The sequence below is a fragment of the Paenibacillus sp. FSL H7-0357 genome (assembly GCF_000758525.1).
Lineage (GTDB): Bacteria > Bacillota > Bacilli > Paenibacillales > Paenibacillaceae > Paenibacillus_AQ.
Map to the genome: position 1 here is coordinate 7,234,829 of NZ_CP009241.1, position 25,847 is coordinate 7,260,675.

A 25,847-nucleotide genomic window follows, 5' to 3' on the forward strand; every position below is an offset into this window, starting at 1 on the left:
ACCTCTGTCGTTAGTTAGGTTTACTAATAATTAAATACTATATTAATTAGGCTACCTAATTATATTTTCAGCGTAATTGTTTGTCAAACATTGAAGGCGTTATCAATTATTACGGAATGAAGAACATCAGCGCTGCAACTGCTGTGAAACCAAAACTCCCCCGCCCGAAGGCGGAGGAGGAATTTTCATAGTATAGAATTTGTAAGATGAGGCAACTGTACCATACCGGATTGCTGATCAATATTTACTGCGTTTTCATCATTTTTCCTTAACTCTTGTATGAGTTCTCTATACTTCTTCTGCTGGTCATCGGTAGCGTAATCCCTGCTTGTCTCGAATAAAGTTACACAATCAATCAAGTCCTTCGCACTGTTCAGCTCAACGGCGAGCGTGAGACACTGCAGAATGCAGTCCACTCCAGACATATACCGTTCCCGGTCTATATGGTAGATGGCCAGCTGATAGCTGAGCCTGTATACACGGTCAATATTCATCGGGTCCTGATACAGCACACAATGAGCCATCTCCACTGAAAACTGTTCCAGCACATCGTCTACAGCGAATCCGAACCGGTTGGCCGCCTCTATAATAATGACCAGGCCAGGCAGAATCTCCCCGGGATGATCCACCAGAAAAGCTGTATATGCCGGCAGTACTGCGTAATTGCCCACCAGCATTTCCAGGGTAAAGCTGTTCGCTGTGGCAAATAAACGAAAGGCTTCAACCTCAGACCGGCCCTCATCATCAAGAAATTGAAACCAGCTTAAATCGGCATAGCCAGCGGTATATTTCTTGGCTTCCTCATATCTGCCCTGTTTCGTAAGCGAGGTCGCCTTCAGCAAATAGCCATGGGCATAATAAAAAACAAGCGGGCGCTCCAGTTTCAATTCTTCACCCCGCCTGCCTGCCTTCTTCTGCAGCTGTTCCCGGTACATCGCACTGGCTAGTGCCCTCAGTTCATCGGTATACTTCTCCATTTCTTTGTACTTATGCAGGGTATAGGTGACCTGGGCCAGCTTCAGCAGACCATCTAGCTGCAGATTCTCGGGAAGGCGTCCGCGGAACGGTTCAAAGGTGATCACTGCCCGCAGCTTCTCCTCCCAATTCACAACGAACATCAGCGATTTGAAAATACGGTACTGACTGATCGCCAGCCGTTCGGAGTAACTATCTTGTTCATTGTCCACTACAATTTTATAAAAAACAGTCGCCTCCTGCATCTTGCCGGCGGTGAACAGTTTATCGGCTACTGAATAGACAATATCGAGCGGTTTGGGGTATTCCATCATTCTGCTTAGCACTTCATCAATACAATGCTGCTTGCCGGTTTCGGCGCAGCGAATTAAAAAAGGCTCCACCCTGCGGCGCGAGACCTTCTCTTCACTAAAGCATTCATCCACATAAAGCGAATATAAACATCCTTCCGGAAGTCCGAAGGCTCGGTTGAACGCATCCAGCTGCCTCAAAGAAATCGGCTTAGGCGGATTGCCATGAAGAATGGCACTGAGACTGCCGCGGTTCAGGCCGGAAACTTTCGCGAACGAGGCTAGATTATGACCCGAGCGGGACAGATTGTCCTCAATTTCAGAGCGTAATGTTGTCAGTTTCGCCTCCACTCGGCACCTCCCCCGGTCATGTTGAAATAGTGCTGCTATTAATTGACATTATAGGTGAAGCCTGTGGAAAGCACAACAAAATGGCCCCGCAACGCGGGACCTTTCCTTTCAGCGGCAGCTGATTATTTATGAAATTACTGTTCCAACAACTTCAGAAGAAAAGCAGCAGGCTCTTCTGTCAGCACCTATCCGGTTGTTAGAAGCCGGGCGGAACTACTGCTGCAGTGCTGCCTTGCTTCTTACCCTTTGGCTCTTGGTAACTTTGCCGAAAGCGGAAGCTGCATTATTGCGGCTGCGCAGGCCTTCCATCATTTGCTTCTGAGCCATTACAATGTAGCCGTCCAGACGCTGGCTGAGCTCAACGACTGTATGGTCGCTCAGACTGCGCTCCTGCGCCACCTCCAGCAATTGACTTCTAAGGCTCTCTATAGTTAAAAACAACTCGTCTTCTCTGTAATCTCTTCTATGTTCCTCGTGGGAAGCCTGGTATAAGTTCACGATCAGTCACCTGCTCTCTATCAACTTCTACCTTATCATAATTCATGATGCCAAAAAACATATTTTGAAAAAAAAGAAAAATATGTCGAACATATTACATTTGTAAATTTTCATTCATTCCTCTGAATCGACATTCCCGGAGGACTGTAACGCTGGCCAAGGACTCCCATGGCAAAAGTTATCCATTCCCGCGCGGCAAAGGACAAATACCGGTCTCTGCGCCAGATCATCCCCAGCTGCCAGGGAATAACAGGCTCTGTTAAAGGAATCACAGAGATTCTGGATCGGTCCATGTCACGGCAGATGGTCTCCGGCAGCAGTGCGATACCCATCCCGGCAGCCACCATCCGGCTAATCAGGTCCCACTGTGAACTCTCATATACAACTCTGGGCTGAAATCCGGCTTTTACGCATTCTGTTATGATCCGGTCATGCAGGGCAAAATCCTCGCGAAACAGCACAAACTCCTCCTCCGCCAGTTCTTTCAGAGGAACACTGTCTGTACCGGTCAGCCGGTGTCCTATCGGCACCAGAAGCTCCAGTTTCTCCTCTACAAAAGTAAAGCAATGAAACTTTGCCGTATCCACGGGCAGCACAATCGCCCCGATATCAAGCAGCCCCGTTTCCACATCATCCTCCACTTTTTTGGCTCCGTCCTCATGCAGCCGGATGGTAACCTCGGGATACCGCCGGTGAAATTCTCCGATGACGGCCGGAAAGAAGCTGGCGCCCACCATGGGCGGCAGGCCGATGCGGATATGCCCGCGCTTCAGGTTGCGCAGGCTGTCCAGCTCGGAGGAGAGGCTGGCGAACGACTCCACTATATTTTGCGCCTTGGAGAGCAGAATCTCCCCTGCATCTGTCAGCCTTATGCTCTTGCCTTCACGGTAAAAGAGGTCCGCACCCAGCTCATTCTCAAGGTTGCGGATCATTTTGCTGATCGTGGGCTGTGAGATATAGAGCGACTCCGCCGCTCTGGAAAAGCTATTCAACCTGGCCGCCTGGACAAAGTACTGTAATTGGCGGATATCCATCGCTTATCGCCTCCCATGCATAGACAAAAGGAATGTCATTCATTCGATCTATTCATTTTACCTATGAAAATAATTGATGTAAACTTTCATTATCATGAAAGGAGCGAAGCCTTATGAAAAAGTTATCCCTAGGCTTGCTGCAGGTAGCCGGACTTACAATATTCTCAATGCTTATCAATACATTGACTCCACTACTTCATATACCTATTCCCGGAAGCATTATCGGGATGATCCTCTTGTTCCTGCTCTTGGAATCCGGCGTCATCCGCCTGAACTGGGTGGAAGTCGGTGCCTCTTGGCTGCTTGCCGAGCTGCTGCTGTTCTTTATCCCTTCCGCTATCGGAGTGATGAAATATTCGAGTCTGCTTGAAGCAGACGGCCTTCAAGTGCTGGCGGTTGTACTTGTCGGCACATTTGCGGTAATGGCCGGTTCAGGCCTGCTTACGGGAGCCATCTATAAAGTGAAGGAGCGTAAAAGCTGATGATTACAGGACTGCTGCTGCTAGGTCTCACCATTGCTGTGTATCTCATCTCCAAACGTATTTATGCCTCCAGCACCAAGATGTATGCTTCTCCGCTCATCATAACACCTTTGGCGATGATCCTCTTTCTGCTATTGATGGGCATCCCTTATGAATCTTACAATGCGGGAGGCAAATGGCTTACAGATCTGCTGCAGCCGGCGACCATCGCCTTTGCAATCCCACTCCATAAAAACTTCAAAGTACTCAAAAAACACGCCGCCGAAATTGCGGCGGGCGTGTTCTCGGGTACAGTAATTGCAGTGCTCTCCTCGATGCTGCTGGCAAAGTGGCTGCATTTAAGCGGGGAACTGGCGACCAGCCTGGTACCCCGTTCGGTGACGACACCGATTGCCATGAGCATCTCGCAAAGCATTGGCGGCGTCCCGAGCATTACGGCTGTTTTCGTAATTCTCACCGGCGTGCTGGGAACATTGATGGGGCCAACCGTACTCCGCCTCTTCCGCATTGACAACGAAATTGCGCGCGGTGTATCGCTGGGAACCGCCGCACACGGCACAGGGACATCCAAGGCCTTTGAGCTGAGCTCCCTGACCGGTACCATCTCCAGTATCTCGATGATTCTGACGGCGCTGTTCTCGATCGGACTTGCACCGGCACTTCTCGCGGTATTCCTCCACTAGGCCGACCCGGCTTGGGCCAAAAACCTGCCGATCATTTAACCGATCCGGCAGGTTTCTTTTTACTTAAAGCCAGAAGCGGCTATTCCTAAAGTTTCACCGGCAGGCCGCGCTGAGCCGACTCATATGCCGCGCAGGTTACTTTCAGCGTTTTGTAGCCGTCCTCATAATCGCTGAGAATCCGTGAGCGGTCTCCGGTCCGCACCGCATGCAGGAAAGCTTCGGTCTCCACTGCGTAAGGATTGCCTGCATTGGCGAATTCCTTGCTGTCGCCGCTGCGCACCTCCAGCAGACGTTCCGGATTCCAGTCCAGCAGCCCGTTGTCATTGTAGAAGCTGAGTCCGACACGGCCAACCTCGCCCGGCAGCACACAGGTATTGGAAATATTCGCAACCACGCCGTTTGCCAGCTTCAGCGACACTGTGCCCACATCGGCTACCGTTACATTCTCGTGCTGCTCATGCATGATCCGGTTGCCGAACATACCATATACTTCTGTCACCTCGCCGGCCAGATAACGCAGCAGATCGACGATATGGGTCGTCTGTTCCGTGAATTGTCCGCCGGATTGTTCCTGGTTGCGCCACCAGGCTACGCCGGGCATCCCTCCCATCCATTGTCCGACAATCATTCCTACCTTATCTCCACTCAGGGATTGCTTCAGCCGCGTTATGTTCTCCTGATAACGGAAATGATAGCCAACCGAGGTCAGCAAATTATGTTCTTTAATATCCTGCAGCAGACTTGCCGGAATTTCCGTGCTTGACCCCAGCGGTTTCTCGATAAAGAAAGGAATCTCTCTCTTAATCAGCGCCCGCTCTATTGCTCCATGCGATTGTGGAGGCACACAAATGTACACGGCATCCAGCTTATGGGCTTCCAGCATCTCTGTTATTTCACCATAACCCTCCGCTCCATACGGACGGGCCATATCTTCACCCTTCTGCTTGCTGCTGCCGCAGATGGCTTTCAGAGACACATCCTCCATGCCTGTGAGCAAATCGGCGTGCATCTTGGAGAACCAGCCTGTTCCTACGATTCCGATATTAAGTGTCATTTAATCCCCTCCTGTAGCGCTCTAGTGAACAGCATCTTTTCATAGAAGTACAATTAGATTATAAGCGTTTAAGCCAGTACAAGGTAGTTTCTCCATTCCCCGGGGAGCAGCTGCTGGTATGGATATTGCAGGAACCGGTCATCTGCGAGCACAATGCTTCCGCTGTCATTCTCGCTGCGGATCAGCCTGCCCCCGGCCTGCAGCACCTTGCACATGCCGGGATAGACATAGGCGTAATCAAAACCGTTCTTGCCCCGGGACTGGAAATATTCACGCAGCAGATTACGCTCCAGCCCTACCTGCGGCAAGCCTACCCCTACAACCATCACACCGTTCAGGCGGTCACCGGGCAAATCCACACCTTCTGAGAATATCCCACCCAGCACAGCGAAGCCAAGCAGCGTTTCCGGGTTATCCGGGCGAAAAGAGGAGAGGAATTGCTCCCGCTCGGGTTCACTCATGCCGCTGCTCTGCACCAGCGTGGGGACCTCCGGATATTTGTCCGCGAATATCTCATAAACATTCTGCAAATAGACATACGAAGGAAAGAACACCAGATAGTTGCCTTTCCGGGAGACCAATCCTTTCAGTGCATCACTCAGCGGAAGCAGAGAATCCGCCCGGTCGCGGTAACGGGTGGATACTGGCAGCACAGACACCTGCCACTGCTCCTTATGAAAGGGAGAGGGTACACTCAGGCTGTAGTCTTCCTCGCCCGCGCCGATCATGTCTCTGTAAAAGGAAAGCGGCGACAGCGTAGCCGAGAAGAAGATCTGGCTGCGGTAGCTCTTGCCCATTTGCTGCAGCAAAAAAGAGGGGTCCAGATTGAACAGCTTCAGCACCACATCCCCGCGCTGGACTTCCGCATAGGTGACATACCTTTCATCATAGGTTTTGAACGTGCGCAGCATCCCCTGCACCGCATAATACGTATCCAAAAGCCCGCCTTCGCCGTCTTCTTCCCCCTCCTGTGCAACCAGCGAAATAGGCGAAGGGCTGAGCAGCTCAAGCTCCGCTTCTGCGGCAAAACTCTCCAGCAGGGCAGGCAGCTCCTCCGGATACATCGTCCATTCACCTGCCCCTTCTTCACTGCAGCGTTTGCGCAGGGCAATGAAAAAAGCATTCACCGCTTTGGCGGCAACGCCGAGTGAGCGGTTGACAGTCTTGTACTGCCGCTGCAGCGAGAGGAACGGAGCCTTCGCCAGACTGGCCGAGTACATCTCCCTCCCCCGGTCCACCAGATTATGCGCCTCATCCACCAGCAGCACCGTCTTCTTCTTCCGTTCCTCAGGCAGCCGCTTTAAGCTGATACGGGGATCATAAATATAATTGTAATCACATATAACGGCATCACAGGCATAGGCGGCATCCAGAGAAAATTCAAACGGGCAAACCTGATGTCTCTTGGCATATCTGGCAATCACATCCTGTGTCATCAGCGTCTCGTGCTCCAGCATGTCCAGCAGCGCGTTATTGATCCGGTCATAATATCCGTCGGCAAAGGGACAGAAGTCTTTGGTGCACAGCCCCTCATCACGAAAACAGGCTTTCTCCTTTGCCGTAAGCGTAATAGCATGCACATGAAGCCCGCCTTTCAGCAGCATGGCTATTGCCTCCTGCGCGGCGAACCGGTTAACCGTCTTAGCGGTCAAATAGAACAGCCCGGCTGCCTTGCCTTCTCCCAATGCTTTGAGCGCAGGAAAGAGGGTGGACATCGTTTTGCCGATGCCGGTCGGGGCTTGGGCGAACAGATTGACGCCCTCCGTGACTGATTTATAGACCGCAGCCGCAAAATGCCGCTGTCCCTGCCGGTATTCGGCAAAGGGAAACGACAGCCCGCGGATGCTGGCTTCCTTCTGCGCCTCATGCCTGACCATCAGCTCAGCATAAGGGGCATACTTCGCTACCGTATCAACGGCAAAGGCAATCAGCTCTTCTTTGGACAACTGCCTGTAGAGGCTCCGCTGCTCTTCACCGCCCCGCCGGACATAGGTAAGCTTGACCTCAATAGAAGTAAGCTCCTGTGCTAGACATATCATATAAGCGTACATGTATGCCTGCGCCCAGTGCACCTCCCGGCCTTCGAAAGCAGGGTCGAGCGGACCGGCAGTTGATTTGATCTCTTCGACCGTTACACTTCCGTCCTCCCCGGTGAGCAGGCCGTCGCAGCGTCCGTCGATCATAAATATAAGGCCTTCATGGGCAATTTCTGTCTTCAGGTAGACTTCTTTACGGTCTCCTTCCTTATACTGCTTCTGAATGTGCTGATGAATACGCGTACCCTCCACCATCGCTGCTCCACTGCGGAATCCCGGCTCCAGACTGCCGCTGCTAAAGACATATTCCACGAGGGATCTCACTGAAAGAACTATTTCCGCATATTCCATGTATGCCCACCCCCATTATTTCCCGAGCCCCTTTTGGCATCGGTGGCCGTTTTCGTCCTTTTTCCATGATATAAACTGATCTGAGTGCTATAATCTCGGCTTCATTCCTGCGCATATCGCTTTACGCGGTCCATGGTGGTTATACGACGATTCTGATTTTTGACATTCCTCCACCAGCACTGCATAATAAGTTCTATTAATATGGAATTCTTTTGTCTATACGCTGCGTCCTCCTAGCCGGGAAACGGCGTTTCATCTTGCAGAAAGAAGGCGAAGCTGTGTCATCCCTTACTATTAAACGATGGTTGGTTAAACCATTTGTATTCTTCACTATCATCTTCATTCTCAAAAGCTGTCTGGCTTGGGGTGTAATCTTTGGAGATTTATTGCCTTGGAAAACAATATTAACCGAAATTCCTTTTGTCTGGGCGCTTTTTTGCCTTATTGAGCGTTTTGCCTCCAAACGGAAGCTTGGTTATTATATGACCGTCAATCTGCTCGTTACCGCGATCTTTTTCGCCGCTATTATGTACTTTAAATATTACGGAGTTATTGTCACTTACCATGCGGCAGAGCAGGTGAACCAAGTCACTGCTGTCCGCAACAGCGTATTTTCACTGATGGACCCGTACTATCTGCTGATATTTGCTGACATCATCATCCTGGGCATCTATTTCTTCTTTAATAAGAAGGGCCGGACGTATAAAAAGGATAATATTAACCGCTGTGACCACCGCCGCAACGGCAAGCTTTCCTTTAGTGTGCTGTTCGCCGTTTCCTTCGCACTCTGCTTGTTCAATATACTGCCCAATAAGGCCAGTATGAATGAGATCAAGAAAGCGCAGGAGATGGGTATCCTCAATTATGAGGCTTATACCATTTTTGCTCAAGATAAAACCGAGCTTGTGAACGCCAGTGAGATTACGCAGGATGCTATCAACAAGCTGAAGGGAATTGATCCCGCAGCTGTCTCCCCGCTTCAGGGTGCTGCCAAAGGCAAGAACCTGATCATCATTCAGCTCGAGTCCTTCCAGAGCTTTCTGATGGGGCTAAAAGTGGACGGCCTGGAAATTACGCCGAACCTGAACCGTTTAATGGATGACAGTCTTTATTTCCCTAACTTCTACCAGATGGTGGGGCAGGGAAATACCTCGGATGCGGAGTTCGTTGTTAACTCTTCTTACTATATTCCGCCGCAAGGTGCCGCTACGATGGCGTATGTCGACAAGGATCTGCCAAGTCTGCCGAAATTGCTGCAGGCCAACGGGTATCAGACAGCCACCTTCCATACGAATGATGTGGAATTCTGGAACCGCGGTGAGCTCTACAGTTCACTGGGCTGGGAGCAATATTACGACCATAAGTTCTTCGGCGATGAAGATGCCTTCTTCTTCGGTTCTTCCGACGAAGTGCTCTACCGCCGGTCTGCCGAGAAGCTGAAAGAAATGGATGACAGCAGCAAGCCGTTTTATGCTCAGGTCATTTCCATGTCAGCGCACCATCCGTTCACCATTCCGGCAGAGAAATATCAAATGAAACTGCCGGAGCGTTATGAGGGCACCTTTGTCGGAGATTATATCCGTTCGCAGAATTATGCCGACTATGCTTTCGGACAATTTGTTGAAGAGCTCAAAGCAAGTGGCGTCTGGGACAACAGTCTGATCATGGTCTACGGAGACCATATGGGTCTGCCGATTTATTCACTGGACCATGATGACAAAGAACTGATGACTGAAATATACGGACATGAATATGAATATTCCGATATGCTCAATATTCCGCTAATCATTCATGCCGGAGACAGCCTCAAGCCACAAACTCTGGAACAAGTTGGCGGAGAAATTGATATTATGCCAACGGCTGCCAGCCTGCTGGGTGTCTCCATGGCGAACAATATCCACTTTGGCCAGGACTTGCTCAGCCAGACATACAATCTGCTGCCGCAGCGTTATTATTTGCCAACCGGCTCTTTCATCTCCAGCTCCGGGCTGTTGATTCCCGGGAACAGCTTTGAAGACAATACGCAATATAAACTGGCTGCCGGAGGGAAAACTCCTGCCGGTACCGAAGATGAATATTCCAATGCTTTGCGGTTGCGCCAGCTGTCGGACAGCTATGTGACCCAATTGCCGGATAAAAAGACCGCCGTAGAATAACACAGGCGGATTAAACAGCAGTACAAAAAGAGCCGCACTCCAACTGGGAGCGCGGCTCTTTTTGTATCCCTAGGCCAATCACGTTATCGTTCCTGCTGCTCAAGGAACCGGTAATAGTCCGCGAAGTTCTGCAGTTCCTCCGGCTTGAGGATTGATAAATGTTCAGCAAGCAGCAGCAGCGAACGGTACTGCGCTTCCTCCAGCAGCTCCTGACCCTTGGCTGTCAGAGTCACAATAACTGCTCTGCGGTCATTCTCATCCGGCTCGCGTGCGATAAGTCCCAGTGCTTCTAACCTGTCCAGCATGACTGTAACCGCACTGGACTTCACCTCAAGCTTATCGGCCAGTTGGATCACCCGTGCTTTTTTCTCCTGTGCGATCATGCGCAAAAGTCCGAATTGCGGTACAGTTAGACCGATTTCTTTATGCAATGACATCTGTGAAGTGATTTTACGCTGCACCCTCCACATAGACAATCCTACGGCTTCAATCAACGGATCGATTTGTTGCGGCATCCCTTTCAGCTCCCAGTCCGTTAGTCCTGCCTTAAGCGTACCATTTCGGCAGGTGATGATTCAATGCTTTTGTCTTTTTGGACATGATCAGAGTCATTGCAAAAGTGATTTTTTTAGGAAAAGTCTGCATTTTTCGACACAAAAATACTACATTCTAGCTACTGCTCTAAGAGCCGCGATACGCTATAATCGTAGCAGTGAACAGTGATTCACTGAATACATTTAGTCAGGGCTGGTGGTACGAGTCATGAAATTGGCAACAAAGTTAACTTGGATGATGCTTATTGTGTTACTTCTTGTCGGATCATCCATCGGGTTCTTCGGATACCGCGCGGCTTACAGACAGGTGGATGAAGCTGCAGGTATCGAACTGGTAGGCTGTGCGAACATTACTACCGGCCTAGTAGATCCCGCTGACATATCGGCACTAGTGTCAGGTGACAGCAGCAAGGTGGCCGCTGTAGAAGACCGGATCAGCTGGATTATTAACCATAAACCGATTTTCAAGGAAGCATTCATCCTATCCTTGGACGGTACTGTGCTTGCCGCAGACAAAAGCTTCAAAGAAAGAGGCTATAAGGCCGGCGACACTTTCTATTTTTCGGATAAAGATAAAGAAATGATTACTTCCATGAAGCATTCCGCATACTCCAAAGTTTATACATATCAAGGCACCTCCCTCAAAACCGGGTACGGCCCCATTTATCAGGATCATGACCCCACGAAGCCCATTATCGCACTTATGGCCATCAATTTTGACGGCCCGCTGATTCAGACGCGTACGAGGGACATCATCGTTCAGCCTTTCATTATCGGCGCATCCATACTGGTAGTAGCTATTATTGCCGCTTATTTGGCCATCCGGCGCATGGTTAGACCGCTCACCAAACTATCCAGTTCAGTTAACAACGTGGCTAAGGGCGATTTGACCCGTGAACCGCTCCTGTTCAAGAGCAAGGATGAAATCGGCACCTTGGCCCGCGACTTTAACGAAATGACGTCGAGCCTGCGCTACCTCATCACCCAGGTCAATGATACCTCCATGCTGGTGGCCTCTTCCTCCCAGGAACTCTCATCAAGCGCGCAGGAAACGAACCGGGCCGGAGAGCACAGTGTCAATGTCACCCTTGAGCTTGCCGATGGTGCCCATACGCAGCTGGACAATCTGGAAGGAAGCTATAAAGCTGTGCAGGACATGTCCCGTTTTATTACCGAGATTGCCGACAATGCGGACAGCGCCATGAATAATGCTGCCAGCAATGCACTGAAGGCCCGGACAGGCCGGGAAGCGATGGATTCCACCACCTCGCAAATGCAGGTAGTCAGCGGCAGCATTACCAATTTGTCTGCTATTATTGATACGCTGGCCAGTCATTCCAAGGAAATTGAGAGTATCGTCAGTACGATTGCCAGCATCGCTGAAGAAACCAACCTGCTGTCATTGAATGCAGCGATAGAGGCCGCCCGGGCCGGTGAAGAGGGCCGCGGCTTTGCCGTAGTTGCCGGATCCGTCCGCAAGCTTGCTGAACGCTCAGCTAAATCAGCAGGTCAAATTGGCGATTTGGTCAGTCTCATTGTAAATCAGATGGACAAGGCCGGAGAAACCATGAGACGTTCCACGGATGAAATGCAGCAGGGCAGAGAAATGATCATGTCTGCCGGGCAATCCTTCTCCGAGATAGAGGTTTCCGTCTCTGATATGTCTTCCCAAAGCCAGCAGATTTCGGAGACTGTCCGTGAACTGGCGCTGATCTCCGACGGGCTCGTGACCGCGATCCAGAATATTGTTGCAGTATCGAATCAGACTGCTGAAGGCGCCGAGACGTTATCCGCCTCCTCCCAGGAGCAGCTTGCAGCTATGCAAGAGGTTGAGTCCTCCGCTGCGTTCCTTTCTTCACTTGCTGAGAAGCTGCAGGTGCTGGTGGAGAACTTCAAAATCTAATTCTAATAAAGCAGCAAGTCTCAACAAGAGACTTCGCTGCTTTTTTAATGCAACAGACTAAACAAGTGGAAACGGCTTCGCCGTCCTCAAAGGACGGTATCCGTTTCAGCGAGAAATAGAAGGATAATTTATAGCGTGAAGCATATAAATTCTGGCGTAATATATAATCCTTGTAGAAAAGGAAAATCCCCAGCGACTATCGAAGAAAGAAGCACCTGACAAAGAGCTTCAATCGTACCTACCCTACCACAGGAGGTTGAAGTCGCATGGGGAAATCCCTACACATTCAAGGCTTAAAGGGAACCAAGTTCAGTCAACAACTACGGGGTGTTAACCTGGAGCAGGTCCTCATCGTTGCTATCGATGCGGCCAAACTCCACCAAAAAGCCCTGATCTGCAATTATTTCGGCGACATCCTTGCAAAACCCTTTTTCTTTTCCGTCAATCAATCCGGCATGCAGACTCTATACCATGCCATCGAACAAGCGGTGGCCTCCACTGGGGCCGTACGCCTGTTTTTAGGAATTGAAGCTACTGGCCATTACTATGAAGATATCGTTAGAGAAATGGCCAAGCAAGGCTACCTCGTCCAGATTCTCAACGCGTATACGACTTTCGAAGAGCGGGCAAGTGCGCTGAACTGGTGTAAAACCGATGACCTCGATCTAGTCGCTATCGCTCATGCGCTGAAGAGCAATAAAGCCACCGAGTTTCGTTTGGCCGAGGGCCTTCAACGGCAGTTGCATGTTCTCACCCGGGCCAGACGCTCGGAGATCCGCAAACGCTCCACTCTGCGGATGGAAATCCGAACACTCATGGACATCGTTTGGCGCGAATTTCAGGGCTATGCCGACCATCAGAATGGGCGGGCTCGGAAAATCAAGGTGTTTAGCAACTTTTGGGGAAAGGCCTCCCTTTTCTTCATGGAGCACTATCCACATCCTGCTGCGATTTGTAAGCTGGGGGAAACGGGACTCCGGAGGTTGTCCATCCAGCATAACCTGAAGCTTCGAGTCGCTGCGATTCGCAAGCTCCTTCTGGTGGCTGCGGAGTCGCTCTCATCTGACGAACAAACGCTTCGTCCCGAACTCCTTCTGCTGCGAATGAAGCTGCAGGATCTTCGCGCCTTTGACGCTAAGATCGATACGCTTGAGCAGGAGATCGAAGCCCTTTTGCTTCAGACCGACGGGCGGGTTTTACTTACCGTTCCAGGCCTTGGCGTTTCCACTGCAGCCGAGCTCTACGCTGAGATTGGCGATGTGTCCCATTACACTCATGCCGGACAGTTGATTAAGAAAGCAGGAACGAATCCCGTCGTTAAGCAAACGGGCGGAAGTGCCGGATCTTATGGAAAAATTTCCAAGCAAGGGAACTCTCATTTGCGCTATGTTGCCTACTTAGCCGGTCGAAGCCTCTGCCTGCATAACCCGGATCTCAAACCGTTTTACGAGCGGTTAAAGAGCCGCGGGAAGCATCCTCGCTCCATTTTTGTAGCTATGGGGAATAAGATGCTGAAAATTGCATTTGCGATGCTACGTGACAAGAAGCCCTTTCTCTCCACCAAGCCCTCTTGTCCGTTTGCCAAGGAGATCAATAAGAAGCTCCGTTTTAGCTGTTTCATTACGCTGGATGTTGCCTGAACAAGCCTGAAATGACTGAACCGGTGGGTCTGGGACTGAGGGAAGATCGGATTAAATTCTAGAGGCCCAGACCTCGTAAATAAGCCTTATCCACCTCGTCCTGTTAATGCGAATTGTACGTTAGATCTCGATCTGCACTCAGCCAGATTGCATAACAGGATTGAACACGAGGCTATTTCCTTTCAAGTTCGAGACCTTCCGGTTCTGTCCATCGCTCTTCGTCAGTTGCTAACTATTTTTTGGAAAACAAAGAGTTAGGTGTGTTTGAGTTGCTTTTATAGTCAGTTTTAGCTTGTTGACATAGTACGCTTATCTTTGAACAAGAGGCTGGCCATCCTGTTTCTCAGTGATGACCAGCCTCTTGTATAATACATTGAGCGATATAAAGTTTATGTAGCGTCTAAGCTGTATTTTCTATAAACCATTGACCCAGTTCATGAACCGGCATCGGACGGCCGTAATAGAAACCCTGCATTACCCGGCAGCCGAGCGATTGCAGCAGTTCTATCTGTTCAGTTGTTTCTACGCCTTCGGCGACAACCTCCATATTGAGATTGCTGGCAATCGCAATAATATTGCTGATAATCGCTTTTTTCGAATGCATTTTACTTTTGCGGATAAAGACCTGATCAATCTTAAGTGTATTGACCGGAATCTCATCCAGATTACCAAGTGAAGAGAACCCTGTACCGAAATCATCGAGCGATACACGCACCCCGAGATTCCGCAGCTTGGAGAGCTGTGCTACCGTCTCCTCCATATTGTTCATTGCGATGGATTCCGTGATCTCCAGTTCGAGGAAATGCGGCTCCAGACCAGAGCGCGTAAGCGCCTCCTCCACCACATCATACAGGCCTCCGCCTTCAAACATCCGGGCCGACATATTGATGGATACAGGAACATTCGCTACCTCAGCCCTGTGCCACAGCATATTCTGGCCGCATACATCATGCAGCATCCAGTACGTAATCGGCACGATAAGGCCCGTCTCTTCGGCAATCGGTATAAACTCTGCCGGAGAGATGATCCCATGCTCCGGATGCCTCCAGCGCAGCAGCGCCTCCAGTCCAACAGTGACGTTCATAAATGAATCCCACTTCGGCTGATAAACCACCATAAATTCAGAGCGGGCCAGCGCCTTGCGCAGATCCTTCTCCAGTGACATCCGCCGCAGCTGGTGGCGGTTCATCTCCTGGTCGAACACACTGAATTTATTTTTGCCGGAATCCTTGGAGGTGTACAGCGCGGTATCCGCGGCTCTCATCAGTGCAGAGCGGTCCGTGCCATGTACAGGAGCCAGGCTGATTCCGACACTCGCTGTAACATACAGCTCATTGCCCTTAATGCTGTAGGACTTCTTAACCTCCCGCAATACATGCTCTGCCATGTCCTGAGCATTCTCTAATGTACAATCCGGCAGCGCAATCAGAAATTCATCGCCACCCATCCGAAAGACCTTGCCCTGGCAGCCTACACAACACACCAACCTGTCTGCAACCTCCTGCAGCAGCTCATCGCCGATGTCATGTCCCAGCGTGTCGTTGATCGACTTGAACCGGTCCAGATCGACAAAAAACACCGCACCCGAGTTCACCCCAAAGAACTCATCCAGAAAGTAACGCTCCAGTCCATGCCGGTTCGGCAGCTCGGTTAAAGGATCATGATAGGCCATCTTTTCCAGAATATGCCGGTCCAGAAACACGGCGCCTCCAGAAATTGCGAGTATAAACAGAGTTACCAGCGATACCCCTGTCAACAGAATGAAATCCGTCTCCATCAGAAAGGGCTTAGCCCCAAGCCGGCTGTTGAGCTCGAAGCGGCTTGCACTCAGGCTGATATAATGCATTCCGGTTACCGCAAACCCGATGAACAACGAGGAGCAGAGCTTCCAGGCACTGAAGCCGGTGTAATCCTTAAACTTGCGAAACAGAAATACAGCGATGTAAGAAGCCAGAAGAGCAATCATCATAGATATGCCCTGAGCCATTGGCTCATAGTGAAGTCTGCCGTCCATCTCCATAGAGGACATTCCGACATAATGCATGGCGGAAATTCCGCCGCCCAGAATGAAGCCGGAGGCCAGCAGCCTGAGCAGCCGCTGGCGGGGTGCTACCGCAATCCCCAGGGCCAGAAAACTGGAAAGGATGCTGATCAGCAGGGACAACACCGCTCTGCCCGGATGATAACCGACTTCAAACGGCAGGCGGCTGGCCATAATGCTGACAAAATGCATCGCCCAGATTCCGCTGCCCAGCACACATGCCCCCGACAGCAGCCACAAACGCCGGATCTTGCCCGTAGAATGGGAAACCTGTGAAATCAGATTAAGCGCTGAATAGGCCGCGGTTGCCGCCAGCACGAAAGATAGCAAAACAATCCAAATGTTATAGTGGATTCCCATTTGATCCATAGTTGACCTCTTCACCGGTTATATTATCATTATCGCTGTCATGTATTCTCAAGTATAAAATCAATATACGAGTATCAGATAAACGGAAGAGTGTGTAAAGATTATAGGTGATCCCTGAGAACTAACTTTAGGTGTATTCTACCTTTTATTTGGAAATCTGTCTAAGTAAATACTGGAACTTGAACCCCTTTTTTAAGGATGGCAAAAAATGTCCATATTTGCCTGCTGTCTCAAGCGCCGAGAGTTGGGAGCTTCCCGTTCCGCGGAGCGGCTTCGGGGAAGGAAACATGCCAAACCCACCAATTGAGAGCTGTCAAAATTACCAAATAGATGTAAATCCCCGGAAAGAACAAGGTGAACACATAATGAACCCCGGCAAACCCCATTAATATAAACAGCAGAGCAATGGAAATCCCTTTGTAATCACTCTGCTTGGCGGCTTCATATTTCTCGGAGAAGGGCAGCGCCTGCGGCATCATGCGGTAGCAGATGACGGTATACAGCAGCGAGGCCAGCAGCACAGCGAACAAATCTACAATGATCTGGCCTCCGAACAGCCAGACGAATACCGCTCCTTCCAAGACAAACAATGGCAGCAGCAGCCGCAGCAGCACCGCCTTAAGCATCCCGCGGTACACCGCGGCCGTCTCGGGCAGCGGAATAGCTTTATAAATCCATGCGCCCTTATAGCTGGCCGAATAACGCAGCATTTGCACGGCAGTCAGCACCAGCATTGCGCTGAGATAAACAAACAGGTAGGTTTTGGAGCCTCTGACTGCCTCCATGTCTCCGCTCCACACCTGGTTGAATATAAAGATAAAGGGCAAGACCAGCGACAATCCTATGGACGGGTATACCTTCAGCTTGAAATCCCGTTCGTTTTTCATCATGGACCAGGTAAACCGGAAGAACATCCCCTCTTCCTTGTTCCGGCATACAATCGCAGACAACCGTCGGGACAAGCGTCCATTATCTTTGCCCGCAGCGCCCTGCTCCGCCAGCTTCTGCAGACTCCGTTCGAATGTCGGCATCAGCTTGATGTATGCCGCAAGCAGTACCAGCGGCACCACAAGGCCAAGCAGTGCCAGCTCCGCAAGATGGGCACTCTTTTTCCCGGCAATCAGCAGCTCAAACGGAGCAGAGAACCAGATCGGGGCGAACAGAAAATTCCACCAGGCCGCTTTAAAAGTAACACCCAGCTCAGTGATGTTGAACAAGCGGGAAATCAGCTGGGCGCCCACGGTAACCCCAATGGATAAAATGATCTGGACATAGTTGATGATGTCCTTGAGCTTTTCCCCGTCAAAGACCCTTAGGATCAATAAATAGAGCAGCGCGGTAAACACAAGGATAAAGCAGTCCATCAGAATGACTGCAGCAGCGTACAGCAGGAAGAAGGGTACTCCCTGGATAAATATCGAAACGATCAGTGACGGTCCCGTAAACGTCAGCGTGACTGTCAGCAAATAAATGAGAATATGCAGGCTCTTCGCCATGCTCAAGGTCCGGCGGTTCACCGGCTTGGAGAACAAAATATTCTTGTCCCGCAGATCCAGCATGACCGATGAGAAGTCGGAGATCAGTGTTGTCATAATCATGAACATAACCACACTAAACAGCATACTCATCATCAGGATATAATTCCCCTTGGGAATAACGATGAAAATCATCATCAAACCGATCAGTAAATAAAACCACTGCACCCGGAACGGCGAACCCTCGGTCTCCTGCTTATTGTTCTGTGATCCCGCAAATACCGTCGGCGTCCGCCTTCCGTCCATGGTCAGCTTTACTTGAAGAATGTTGCGCAGCATACCATAATCGACACCGATTCTCTTGAAGCCTCCCTGCAGCCGGTCAAGCAGCTTCAATACAAAGAAATCATTCATGCGGAGCACCCTCAGCAATGACCGCTACAAATTCACCGGCGATATCCCGGTACTGGTCAAATCCGGTCAGCTGATTGAAAATCTCCTCCAGCGAGCCTTCCCTGTTCTGCTCCTTCAACTGCGAGAAGCTGCCGTCTGCTACGATATCTCCCCCGTCGATCAGGATGATCCGGCTGCTAATCTTCTCTACCACATCCATAATGTGCGAGGAATAGAAGATGGTCTTGCCCCGTGCCGCAAGTGAGGCGAAGATTTCCTTAACGATCATTACACTGTTGGCATCCAGCCCGCTGAGCGGTTCATCAAGAAATAAGATGTCGGGATCATGCAGCATGCTGGAAATCAGCAGCACCTTTTGCTTCATCCCTTTGGAGTAGGAGGCGATACGCATGTCGTAAGCCCTCTCCAGATTTAAAAGACCCATCAGCCTTTCCGCTTTCTCATCAGCATCCTTTTGCTTCATGCCGTACAGTTCGCCGATGAATGTCAGGTACTCCCTGGCGGTCAGGCTGTCATACAGCTCTGCGACCTCCGGCACATAGCCGATCCGCCTTTTGTAGGCAGTATCTCCGTCAGCGATGTCTCTGCCAAAAATTTTCACCGTACCGTTGTAACCCTCTACCAGCCCGAGCATGATCTTGACCGTGGTGCTCTTGCCCGCCCCGTTGGGCCCGATATAGCCAATGATTTGCCCCCGGTGAACCTCCAGATCGATTCCCCGCAGCACCATTCTGTCACTGTAATTCATCCATAAGCCGGATATTGAGATGACCGGCTCTTCCAATAGCCCCATTGTTAATCTCCTTTCGAATCGGCTTTCCTTTAAATCATCAAGACAAACTTTCAATACTATTCCTATTCTATCAAATTTTACAACGTTCCTCATGTGAGCAATCGCAACAAACTAACCCTACAAAGTAGGGTTTTGGCTTTGAAAGCAACACAGCACCTTTGCGGAGGCCCTGAAAACTTATACATTCACGAAAAAAAGGAGCGGCTACAGGGCCGCCCCTTATAATGACTCGTATTTATGCTAGCAGAATAGGACATTAACCGATTCCGGTTTTCTATTGCAGCGCAGTCTTTCTACTTGGATAGCAGATTATAAAAAACCTGCGCCGCTTGCGCCCGGGTCGAAGGGTCGAGCGGATGGATTCTTCCGTTATCCCCCTCGACAATGCCGCGTTCCACTAGTGCATTCAGTGCTTCCTGAGCGTAGCCTGCAACATCAGCTGCATCGCTGAAGCCGGTCAGCTCCTTGCCTGAGTTCTTCCCGGGAAGCTCTCCCAGAGCATCAAGGGCGCGGTACAGCAGCGTGAACAGCTCCTGACGCGTGATATAGCTGTCCGGCTTGAACTCGTTGTTGCCGGAACCGGAGGCAATGCCCAGCCGTTTGGCAGCGGCCAGATAGTCGCTGTAGTACGTCTTGCCTGCATCGCTGAAATTGCCCTCAGCTCCCGCTTCCGGCGCAATGCCGTAAGCCTTAAGCAGCAGAACGATAAACTGGCCTCTGGTGATGTTGTCATTCGGGCTGTAGCTGTTGCCGGCAGTACCTGAAGTGATCTCTCTTGCTGCCAGGAAGCTTACAGCATTGTTATACCAGGCGGTGGCAGCAATATCGGCAAAACTGACCTTGTTATAGGCAATGATATATTGCGAGAAATGGGTGGTCACAAATTCCACCGCTCCCGCAGCCGCATTGTATTTGCCCCGGACAATATCCAGACCACCGGCACTGGTGATGTTGTAAACAATAATGGAGTTTGCTTCTTCGCCTGCCTGCAGCTTGTAAGGAAGGCTGAGCTGCACTTTGCCTCCGCCGAAGACAGCCACCTTGCTGTCTCCTGCTTGAACTGTCAGATCATACACCGGTCTGTCGCCGAGCACAGCCTTACCTTCTTCGGTTAAGGATACTTTGGCAATTCTGATGACAATGGTCCCGGCATCGGCGGCTGCGCTGATGCTTGCCACCGCAGTGGAATCAAAGGTGATCTGCCCAACGTTCTCGACATTAATCGTAAGTCTGGCATTCGTGCCGGAAGCTATCTCATTAAATGGGCTTCTCGGAATGCTGAGTTCAGTGGTCTTGGTACCCGTACCTGCTCCAATCTTGATTTCCAGAACAGCCTTCTTTCCTTGCGCTTCCGCAGCCTTGGCGCTGCTGACAAGGCCTGCCACCGCATCGGCAGTAACAGCAGCTGTGGTCACGCCAGTAGCATCGTCAGTTTTAACCGACGCGGTTGCAACTGTAGTCACTGTATCTCCGGATGTTGTCGCAGACGGGGCTGGACTCGCGCTTGGTACCGGCACAACCGGTGTTCCACCGCCGCTCCCGCCGCCCGAACCTGTTGCCGGCACATAGGCTGGTACGACAACACTGGTATCCGGGCTTGGCTTATAGCCCAGCTTGCCAGCAGTTCTGACGTTATAGGTTCCAGCGGCCAGACCCGTGATTTCTTTATCCGTTGCCGGAATGTAGACGGATGCCGTCGACAGCTTGTATTCCAGGGCTGTCGTTGTGCCTGTAATCACTCCGTTCTTGTTCTCGGAGGAGGTAGGCGCTATGCCGGCCAGACCGGTTGGCGCAGTCTGTTCCTGAAGGTTGCCGGGGACAACTACATCGGCCGCCGGGCTTGCTGCATAACCCTCTTTGGCCGGATATCTTACGTTGTACACGCCCGGTATCAACCCGGTGGTCTCTCCGTCTCCCGCATAGACATATTCCGTAACGGTGGACAGCTTGATCTGCAATTGCTTGGTGGTCCCTGTGATCTTCCCGTCTTTATTCTCCCAGGTAGTCGGCTTCACTCCTGCCAGGCCGGTAGGTGCCGCCTGTCTGTCTGTGAAGGCCGGAACGGCAACGCTAGCCTCAGGGCTTGCCGCAATTCCTTCCTTAGCCGCATATCTTACCTGATAGATACCCGGTATAAGATGTACAGGCAATACATCCTTGGCATACGTATACTCCGTAACCGTTGCCAGTCTGTATTCCAGCGATTGCAGCTCTTCCGCACTCAGCGCACCCTTGGCACCGCTGATCTGTCCATCGGCGTTCACCGCAGTTGTCGGCGGCAATCCCTTTAACCCTGCAGGGGCGGCCTGCTCTCCGGGCAAGGGCACAACCACTTCTACCGCTTCTCCCGCAGCGTATGGAATGGCCGTGGTTCCTTCCGGCTTAATAATAGGACCTTGGAAACCCGCAGTGGCCTTATATCTTACCAGATAAGTTCCCGGCTCCAGTCCCGAAATCGTATCGCCTGCGGCAGATTGATATTCATAGACGGAGTCCTGCACACTTTTGTATTTGTATTCCAGCTGGCTGTTGGCTCCTCTGATGGTGCCGTCTGCGGTGCCGTACAGTCCGGCAGGCACAGCCTCCAATCGGGAATACAAAGTATTCAAAGCTTGAATGGCATTCTTGTATCTGGCACCGTCGGAATAACCGCTGCTTACATAACCCGGCTGGATGTTCGTCCAGGAGTACATCAGCTCCACGTGCCCCAGAATAGGAGCCTTTGCTCCAGCCGCATCTTTGTTGTCTTTATTGTACGTGAAGAGATACGGCACTTGAAGTCTGTCGCCTGTGACTGTCTCGTTCAGATCATTAACATAACTGATCACAGAGGGTTTAGCCGCCTGATTATTCTCTGTCTTGATATTGGTGAGATAGGTATCCACCAGATCCACGTAGAGATTGGCATACGGGTGATTGCTTGTTCTAATCTGCAGCTCATTGTTATTATGCGGATTGGCCCGTCCGTTGGTTCCCGTATTATTACCGGGCTCAGCTACCGTCAGCCCCGAATCGAGCTTCGTGTCAAAGAAATAGATCTTGTCTATATGGTGCGCGATCGCTTGTTCATTGACATATTTGATGATTGCCTGGGTATTCGGGCACCAGGAACCCCCAAACAGCAGGGTATAATTGCCGTCACTGGCCAGAATCTGCTTCAGCTGATGATAGGTCACATGCTCAAGCACCAGATTTTTGTCCTCCGGAGTAAAAATAATATTCCCATTGTTCTCCCCGGCGTAATTCCGGTTAAATGCCGATTTAATATACTCGGATTCATTGATCACACTGTAAGTGGAAGCAGCCTTAAACACCTGTCTGACAGAGTTTTTATAAGCATCGACCTTGGCTGGATCAAGCTGGCCGCTTGTCTGAAATTGTTCCCAAGACCCACCGTCTTTCAGATAGGATACAATAGGCGCGCTGTTGCCTTGTCCATCCTTATGATCCTTGTTGTACAGGAACAAGAACGGAGCATCAATCTTGTTGGCAGAAACAGTCTCGCCAGCTGCATTCACATAGCTGACGTTGTGTTCCCGGTCGGTTTTGTCATACAGCGAAAGATTCTTCAAATATTTGTTGACCAGATCAACGTATTTATAGGCATACGGATTATTGCTGTCTGCAATATCAAGAGTGGCCCCGTCCAGCTTGGCGTCAAAATTATAGATCGCGGGAACGTTGATCCCATTTTCCTTGGCCACCTCATTAATGAACCCGATATTGGCCTGGGTCTCCTCGCTCCAGGTGCCGCCAACCAGCACAGCATAAGTACCCTCGCTCTCAAACAAATTGACGATATCTTCATATGTAGCGGTCTTGTACACATGATTACGGTCATTCAGATGGGGATAATTTTCATAAAAATAATTATATGTGCTGACCGTTCCGGAACCGCTGAGCGGAAGAACCGCCTCAGCCCCTGCCTTGCCGGGGTTAACCGGCAAGACGAGCAGCGCAGCCGCCAAAAGCGGCGCAAGGATTTTTTTCAGTGTTTGCTGTCTTTTCATTAGCGCACCTCAACTTTATCTTTTTCTATACTTGCAATACCAAGCTTCAGGAGCTTAAGGGCAAACTTCCTCTTCAGCAGCCGGGGCAGGCGCCGGATTGCTCGCAGCCGGTGCTGCTGCCGGTGCGCTGGCCGCTTGGGATGAGGATGTGCCGGCAGCCGCTTCTGACGCCGGAGCAGTTGTGTTCGCCTTGACTACCTCAGTTGTCGAGAACGTCACCTTCTTCGCGGCAGGCTGTTCAGCAGCCGGAGCGGCTGTAGCTGCGGCCTGTACTTCAGCAGCCGGTTTCACCGTTTCGGCCTTGGGCGCTGCAGTTGCTTGCGGAGCCGCAGTTGCCTTTGGAGCTGCGGCCGTTTTAGGTGCCACGGCCGCTTTAGGAGCAGCAGCTACGGTGTTGGCTTCAGCCTTGGCAGTTGCCTGGGGCTGCGGCTCTTTAGCCGCAGGAGCGGCAGTCGCCTTAGCTTGAACAACCTCCGCCTTGGCCTGAACTACCTCTTGCGCCTTGGCCGGAGCGGACGGCTTGCTCGCCTCAGTTGCTGCCGGCTCAGCCGCCGGTGCTGCTGTCGCTGCGGCCTGCCCTGTATCGGCAGCCCCGCCTGCCTTGTCTGCAGCTGCCGCTTGAACCGGTGCTGCAGTGGCAGCTGCCGTCTCTACAGACTGAGCAGGCCCGGTCGCTGCCGGTGCAGTGGCCTGAGCCACACTACTGTCAGCCGCTGTTTTCACAACAGCCGGTGCTGCTGCCGCCTCAGCACTATTGTCTTGCTTCGCTGTCACAGCCGCATAAGTCAGAGCTGAGAAAATCAAAGTTGCTGCTACTACGGATACAGTGAGCTTTTTCATAAATGGTAACCATCCTTTTCTCTGGCCCGGTGCAGTGTACTTAAGTTCATACGCCCGCCCCTTGGCCTGCTCTAATGTTGGACTATCGAATTGGGTACACCTATCTATTACCTTTCTTTAGATTTTTGGCAAAAAAAATAGAGCTTCAATACAGTGCAATAGCAAGCACTGATTGAACCTCTGGTCGTCCAGTCGATTCCCGTCTGCAAATCTTCAACAGCAAAAAGTTATCCTGTGATGTGATTGATATCATGTTAATAAGGGATCACTTTCTTGTCAATCCCCAAATTATATTTTTCTCATCGTTTTTGTTGGAATTAAACATTACCACCTCGAATATAATAGCTTAACTAAGGAAAATAGGGGGGGATATTAAGACTACGAAACAACGTAAAATTACAATTCTTATCTTTTAGAAAAGGATTGACAGTACAGCGGAACTTCCAGTATATTTATCCCACATTAATTCTTACATAACTAATTGGATTAGGGGGATTATTAAAAATGTCTATCGACAACAACTTGATCACCGCCATCGAAAGTAACTGGTATGGCTTTGTTGTATCGATTTTTGTATTCGGGGTACTCTTCCTATTGGCCCGCAAGCGCGTCGGGTTTGGTACGCGGGTCATTGTAGCCCTGGCAATTGGTCTGGTCGTCGGCATTCTTTTTCAGAATCTGGAGTTTGACACTAAGGCTATCACCACCTTCGGCAGCATCTATGTCAGCCTGATCCGCATGTTGGTTGTCCCGTTGGTCTTCGTTCTGGTGCTTAACAGCATTGCATCGCTGACCAATCTGGAGTATTTGCGTAAAATCGGGTTCAAGACCTTTGCCTGGTTCCTTGGAACAACGGGTATTGCTTCAATAATAGGTCTACTGGTTGCACTGCTGTTCAACCCGGGAAGCGGCATTCAGCAGGATGTGCCCGCCGATTTCACCGCCCGTGAAATTCCGACCTTCTCCCAGGTCATTCTTGACCTTGTACCTTCCAACCCGATCAATGAAGCTGCTGAAGGCAAGGTTGTGCCAGTGCTTATCTTTGCAATCTTCCTTGCAGTGGCCATCATCAAGATCGGCTCGAAAAATGCAGAGTCCGTGAAGCCTGTGCGTGACCTCATTCAATCGCTGACCCTGGTGCTGCACCAGGTCGTTAAATTCATCATCCGGCTGACGCCTTACGGTGTATTCGCACTCATTGCCGGCATCACCGCCCGCTACGGCTGGGAAACGCTGCAGGAGCTGGGAAGTGTAATTATAACCTCCTATGTCGCACTGATTATCCATTTTGTTCTGGTGTTTGGCGGACTCGTATTTTTTGTGGCCAAAGTCAATCCGCTGCGCTTCTTCCGCAAAATTTATCCGACCGTTGCCGTGGCCTTTACGACCAGAAGCAGCTACGCTGTACTTCCGGTTAACCTTGAGGTTATTACAAAACGGCTGCATGTTTCTCCCCGGATCGCCAGCTTTGTCGCTCCCCTTGGGGCGTCAGTCAACTTCAACGGCTGCGGCGGGATCTGGCCGGCCATTGTTGCTGTCTTCACTGCACAGGTATTCGGAATTGATCTTGGCTTGACCGACTATATCCTGCTAGTCTTTGTCAGCATCATTTCCTCCATCGGAGTTGCCGGCGTGCCCGGACCCGCAGTGATCTCGACAACCGTCGTACTTACCGCACTAGGCCTGCCGCTTGAAGGTATCGCAATCGTCGCCGGTGTAGAAGCGCTGATCGACATGGGCCGCACTGCTGTAAATGCTACCGGAACAACTGTTACCGCCCTGTTGGTGGCCAACTCCGAAGGGGAGTTCGACCGGGACGCGTTCAATAACGACAACGACGAAGATGAGCTTATTGCATCCGCCGTATAATTTATTGCCTGACCTATATTCACCAAAAA

The 25,847-nt window shown here is 50.8% G+C and carries 17 protein-coding genes; 6 read left to right on the forward strand and 11 right to left on the reverse strand.

All coding sequences use genetic code 11. The features are described 5' to 3' along the window. Positions 1-185 precede the first annotated feature (185 nt). The 3 genes from H70357_RS31960 to cidR form a co-directional block, all read right to left on the reverse strand. The gene (locus H70357_RS31960) at positions 186-1,616 is read right to left on the reverse strand and encodes a hypothetical protein (protein WP_038597588.1); all 1,431 of its coding nucleotides are present in this window, start codon (positions 1,614-1,616) and stop codon (positions 186-188) included. A gap of 213 nt (positions 1,617-1,829) precedes the next feature. Then, a complete protein-coding gene (locus tag H70357_RS31965) occupies positions 1,830-2,114 on the reverse strand; it encodes an aspartyl-phosphate phosphatase Spo0E family protein (RefSeq protein ID WP_231578352.1) in 285 nt (94 codons plus the stop codon). Between the two features lie 110 nt (positions 2,115-2,224). Then, complete coding sequence (gene cidR / locus H70357_RS31970) at positions 2,225-3,148, reverse strand: cidABC operon transcriptional activator CidR (RefSeq protein WP_038597594.1); 924 nt, start codon at positions 3,146-3,148, stop codon at positions 2,225-2,227. Positions 3,149-3,261: 113 nt separating this feature from the next. Between cidR and H70357_RS31975 the strand changes: the two genes are divergently transcribed. Further along, complete coding sequence (locus H70357_RS31975; protein WP_038597597.1) at positions 3,262-3,630, forward strand: CidA/LrgA family protein; 369 nt, start codon at positions 3,262-3,264, stop codon at positions 3,628-3,630. After that, entirely contained in the window at positions 3,630-4,313 is a 684-nt protein-coding gene (locus H70357_RS31980) for a CidB/LrgB family autolysis modulator (RefSeq protein WP_379145741.1), read from the forward strand. Before H70357_RS31975 ends, H70357_RS31980 begins: the two co-directional genes overlap by 1 nt. A gap of 85 nt (positions 4,314-4,398) precedes the next feature. Here H70357_RS31980 and H70357_RS31985 read toward each other — a convergent pair whose 3' ends face one another. Both H70357_RS31985 and H70357_RS31990 read right to left on the reverse strand, forming a co-directional pair. Next, positions 4,399-5,367 carry a Gfo/Idh/MocA family protein gene (locus H70357_RS31985; RefSeq protein ID WP_038597600.1) on the reverse strand — a complete coding sequence of 323 codons (969 nt, stop codon included), beginning with the start codon at positions 5,365-5,367 and terminating at the stop codon, positions 4,399-4,401. A gap of 68 nt (positions 5,368-5,435) precedes the next feature. After that, positions 5,436-7,754 (reverse strand): ATP-dependent DNA helicase, encoded by a 2,319-nt coding sequence (locus H70357_RS31990; RefSeq protein WP_038597603.1) that lies wholly within the window; start codon positions 7,752-7,754, stop codon positions 5,436-5,438. 278 nt (positions 7,755-8,032) lie between these two features. Here H70357_RS31990 and H70357_RS31995 point away from each other — a divergent pair, with 278 nt between their 5' ends. Beyond that, positions 8,033-9,910, forward strand: a complete 1,878-nt coding sequence (locus H70357_RS31995; RefSeq protein WP_038601040.1) for an LTA synthase family protein — start codon at positions 8,033-8,035, stop codon at positions 9,908-9,910. Between the two features lie 83 nt (positions 9,911-9,993). On the opposite strand, the gene H70357_RS32000 is transcribed toward H70357_RS31995, so the two are convergent. Continuing rightward, positions 9,994-10,425: a MarR family winged helix-turn-helix transcriptional regulator gene (locus tag H70357_RS32000; RefSeq protein WP_052092363.1), complete on the reverse strand. Its 432-nt coding sequence runs from the start codon at positions 10,423-10,425 to the stop codon at positions 9,994-9,996. 247 nt (positions 10,426-10,672) lie between these two features. Here H70357_RS32000 and H70357_RS32005 point away from each other — a divergent pair, with 247 nt between their 5' ends. After that, positions 10,673-12,367 carry a methyl-accepting chemotaxis protein gene (locus tag H70357_RS32005; RefSeq protein WP_038597606.1) on the forward strand — a complete coding sequence of 565 codons (1,695 nt, stop codon included), beginning with the start codon at positions 10,673-10,675 and terminating at the stop codon, positions 12,365-12,367. 266 nt (positions 12,368-12,633) lie between these two features. After that, positions 12,634-14,007 (forward strand): IS110 family RNA-guided transposase, encoded by a 1,374-nt coding sequence (locus tag H70357_RS32010; protein ID WP_038584560.1) that lies wholly within the window; start codon positions 12,634-12,636, stop codon positions 14,005-14,007. Between the two features lie 400 nt (positions 14,008-14,407). On the opposite strand, the gene H70357_RS32015 is transcribed toward H70357_RS32010, so the two are convergent. The 5 genes from H70357_RS32015 to H70357_RS32035 form a co-directional block, all read right to left on the reverse strand. Continuing rightward, entirely contained in the window at positions 14,408-16,417 is a 2,010-nt protein-coding gene (locus H70357_RS32015) for a putative bifunctional diguanylate cyclase/phosphodiesterase (RefSeq protein WP_038597609.1), read from the reverse strand. Positions 16,418-16,647: 230 nt separating this feature from the next. Next, a complete protein-coding gene (locus H70357_RS32020; RefSeq protein WP_052092364.1) occupies positions 16,648-18,306 on the reverse strand; it encodes an ABC-2 family transporter permease in 1,659 nt (552 codons plus the stop codon). After that, positions 18,299-19,099 (reverse strand): ABC transporter ATP-binding protein, encoded by an 801-nt coding sequence (locus H70357_RS32025; protein WP_038597612.1) that lies wholly within the window; start codon positions 19,097-19,099, stop codon positions 18,299-18,301. Before H70357_RS32025 ends, H70357_RS32020 begins: the two co-directional genes overlap by 8 nt. Positions 19,100-19,392: 293 nt before the next feature. Beyond that, positions 19,393-23,109 carry an S-layer homology domain-containing protein gene (locus H70357_RS32030; protein WP_038597615.1) on the reverse strand — a complete coding sequence of 1,239 codons (3,717 nt, stop codon included), beginning with the start codon at positions 23,107-23,109 and terminating at the stop codon, positions 19,393-19,395. Between the two features lie 54 nt (positions 23,110-23,163). Further along, complete coding sequence (locus H70357_RS32035) at positions 23,164-23,949, reverse strand: hypothetical protein (RefSeq protein ID WP_052092365.1); 786 nt, start codon at positions 23,947-23,949, stop codon at positions 23,164-23,166. A gap of 504 nt (positions 23,950-24,453) precedes the next feature. Here H70357_RS32035 and H70357_RS32040 point away from each other — a divergent pair. Then, entirely contained in the window at positions 24,454-25,818 is a 1,365-nt protein-coding gene (locus H70357_RS32040; RefSeq protein WP_179091696.1) for a dicarboxylate/amino acid:cation symporter, read from the forward strand. Positions 25,819-25,847: the final 29 nt, after the last annotated feature.